Genomic DNA, 3058 nt, shown 5'->3' with positions numbered 1-3058 from the left:
ACAGGTGGATCTGGATGGCAGAATAAGTTACTCCCGGATCATATCAGTAAGACACGAACAACGTCAAACGCTATCGATGGTCGTTTATCCGAACCCAACCACCGAACAGCTACGTTTACGTTTGTCATCGAATCAGCAGGTCGGCCGCGCTCAGGTATATACAATTAATGGCGTGCGGGTAATGAACGAGGAAGGAACTGAAAAACTGGATGTGCGAGCCTTGCCGACCGGGGTTTACGTGGTTGAGGTGACAACGGCGACTGGGGAGGTGTTACGTCAGCGATTCATAAAACGATAGAGATTTTCAGGTTTGTATTAAAAAACGCTGTGGCATCTGTTGTCGCAGCGTTTTTTATGAAATTTGCCCTACCTTAGTCGACAACGTTTATGTACCAATCAATTCTTCGTGCCCTTACGGCTTTGCCACATCGGGGCGCTGCTACGCCAGAAGGGTCCGAAGCGGCTCGCTTACTTCAGGATTATCTGGCCAACTTGGGAGCTGATGTACGCACGGAGCCGTTTCAAACACCAAAAACCTACGTAACAATTATTTACTGGCTCATGGGTGGCTTGTTGACCGGTCTGGCATTGTTACCTGTAACGGGTGTAGCGATTGGCCTGGTTCTGTATTTTATCGTTCTGGCCTGGCGCTATTTCAACTGGCAGTATTCGTTCATTATCAAGTTTCCGGTTCAGCATACGGCTCATAACGTAATCGGACGCTGGCCCGCCCGCCGGACAGGGGAGGGAACCCGAAAAGTTATCCTGATGGCTCATTATGATACAGCTCCCGTATCGCTGCTTTACAGTCCAGGGCAACAGACTAATTTTCGAACATCATTGATCATTTCGCTGCTCCTGATGGCATTGGCTGGTGTAGTTGCTATGCTTGAAGTAGCGGGAGCGGGTCGCCCCTACGTTACGTACATTCGGTATGGGCTGATGGTTTATTTTGCGTTTCAGGCTATGATTGGTACGTTGGGTTACTGGCTTAAAGGCTACACAAATGGAGCTAGCGACAATGCAACAGGCGTAGCAGCTGCGCTGGCCACAGCCGACCGTCTCCAGCAGTTACAATTGCCCGATCTGACCATAGAGGTTGTTCTTACCAGCGCCGAAGAAGCCGGAATGATCGGTGCTTATTATTACGTCGAAGCCCATAAGAAGGAATGGAAACGTAACCAGACAATGGTTGTTAATTTTGATACGCTTGGAGCAGGAACCCTGACCGTTGTTGAACAGACGGGCACTCTTGACGTCATACGGTACAAAAATGAACCTACCCAACTGGCTAAAGAACTGGTTGCTACCGACGCGTTTCGTGGACGGGCGCAGGTAGGCCGCTGGCATACGGCCGACTTTGACAGTGTCTGGTTCGTGCGTAACCGGATACCCGTCCTGACGTTGTGTGCACTTGCCGCCGATGGACGAATGCCCCGTATTCATCAGCCCGACGATACGCTTGATCAGGTAGAGACGGGCCCTGTTGACACCGCCGTTGATCTAGCCGAAGCGGTTGTAGAACGTTGGGTAGCGGGACGTCAGCAAATTAGTGTTCTGGGTAAGTAACTTTACTGATACGTTGCTTTACGGCTGATTGTACATTTTCAGAACCGGTTCATCAAGTTGGCGGCCCGTGTCCGACAAAACAAACGTAATGGTTTCGCTAATGGTCTCTGGCGTTATCCATTTCGACGGATCAGCGTCGGGCATGGCCTGGCGATTAGTAGGCGTGTCAATCGTACCGGGTACGATCACCGTAGCCGAAATCCCTTTTTCTTTGCCATAGGCGTTCACCAGATTGGCCAGTTCAAAAATCAGGGCTTTGCTCAGAGAGTACGCAATCATATTTTTTCCCGCTTCGGCAACAAGTGCCGGACGAGCCCCAATAAATATAAATTGACCACCTCCCTGCGCTTCGAACAAACTCAATAGCGGTTTAACCAGATTGAACGCAGTTAAGAAGTTGATTCGGTACATGCTGTCCAGATCCGCTACGTTGGTATCCTGGAAGCCACCCATCGTAAAACCTCCCACCAGCAAAGCGGCTGCGTGAATGGATTCCTGATTAAGCCTGCTGATAAAATTCGTAACGTCGGCCGAATCCAGCAGATCAACTACATGACTTTGCACGTTTGGTAGCTGATCAAAAAGCGTACGGTTCTTCTCCGAACCTACCGTAGCAATCACACGATAACCGTCATGGTGTAATTCCTGTACAACGCGGGTTCCCAAACCGCCGGAGGCTCCTGTTACAAGGACAGATTTCATGATTTTAGCTTTAGGATTAAATAAACGGCGAAGTTATTCAGTTAGACGTGTATACGTTCGACGGTCAGACTATTTTCATGAATTGGGGCAGCAGCCGAACCTTCCTGGTTTTTTCCTGAGTTCCTTCTTCCTTACATTTGCTCTATGGCAAAATACAAAAACGAAGGGTACGACCCTGAAGAAATTAATGCACTTAAAGACGAGTGCCGTCAGGAAGGCAAATCGTTCGTGGTTGTTGAAGACGACGATTTAGACACACTGGAGGAAGGCGAATGTGTGCACATTCAGTTTCCGGGTCAGTATCAGGGTCAGGAGGTGATCTTCGATACGTTGGTCTATACGCTCCGTTTACACCATAGCAGCCTGGTGTATGAAATGGCGCTTGAGCAGGTGCGTAAAACCTACCCGGAGTACGTACCGCCCGAAGAGCGGCAGCTATCGTATAAGATTACGCCTGAGCTGGAAGAAGAGGCTGAAACCGCATTGACAGAAATTATTGAGGAGATAGAGGAAACCGAAACGATAAAAGTTCAGGAACACGTGGAAGTCGACCTGGAATCGGATTATGGAATCGCTCTGGACGTTTGCCTGAACGTAGAAGAGATTACCGACGAGGTTATCGAAAATTTCATTCGCAACTTCAAAGCCAATACCCTTTCGCTGGATACCACCCTGTATTCGTTTACCAGTGAAGAAGAAAATTAAATTTGAATGATTAAATGATTGAGTGATTGAATAGCTGGCGCACATTATCTATTCAATCACTCAATCATTTAATCATTCAATC

At 48.4% G+C, this 3058-nt stretch carries 4 protein-coding genes; 3 read left to right on the top strand and 1 reads right to left on the bottom strand.

Features of this window, described 5'->3' with window-relative positions; all coding sequences use genetic code 11:
• Both ACOJS8_RS25315 and ACOJS8_RS25310 read left to right on the top strand, forming a co-directional pair.
• Positions 1 to 298 (top strand): T9SS type A sorting domain-containing protein (locus ACOJS8_RS25315; protein WP_420151350.1); only part of this gene is annotated, 298 nt, incomplete at its 5' end.
• Between the two features lie 89 nt (positions 299 to 387).
• On the top strand, positions 388 to 1569 hold the full coding sequence (locus ACOJS8_RS25310; RefSeq protein WP_420151349.1) for a M20/M25/M40 family metallo-hydrolase: 1182 nt from the start codon (positions 388 to 390) through the stop codon (positions 1567 to 1569).
• Between the two features lie 18 nt (positions 1570 to 1587).
• Here ACOJS8_RS25310 and ACOJS8_RS25305 read toward each other — a convergent pair whose 3' ends face one another.
• The gene (locus ACOJS8_RS25305; protein WP_420151348.1) at positions 1588 to 2271 is read right to left on the bottom strand and encodes an SDR family NAD(P)-dependent oxidoreductase; all 684 of its coding nucleotides are present in this window, start codon (positions 2269 to 2271) and stop codon (positions 1588 to 1590) included.
• Between the two features lie 144 nt (positions 2272 to 2415).
• Here ACOJS8_RS25305 and ACOJS8_RS25300 point away from each other — a divergent pair, with 144 nt between their 5' ends.
• Positions 2416 to 2976: a hypothetical protein gene (locus ACOJS8_RS25300; protein WP_420151347.1), complete on the top strand. Its 561-nt coding sequence runs from the start codon at positions 2416 to 2418 to the stop codon at positions 2974 to 2976.
• Positions 2977 to 3058: the final 82 nt, after the last annotated feature.

The sequence above is a fragment of the Spirosoma sp. genome (genome assembly GCF_048594605.1).
In the GTDB taxonomy this organism is placed as follows: domain Bacteria; phylum Bacteroidota; class Bacteroidia; order Cytophagales; family Spirosomataceae; genus Spirosoma.
Note: the sequence above shows the minus strand (reverse complement) of the source record. Positions and strands in the feature narration are given on the sequence as shown.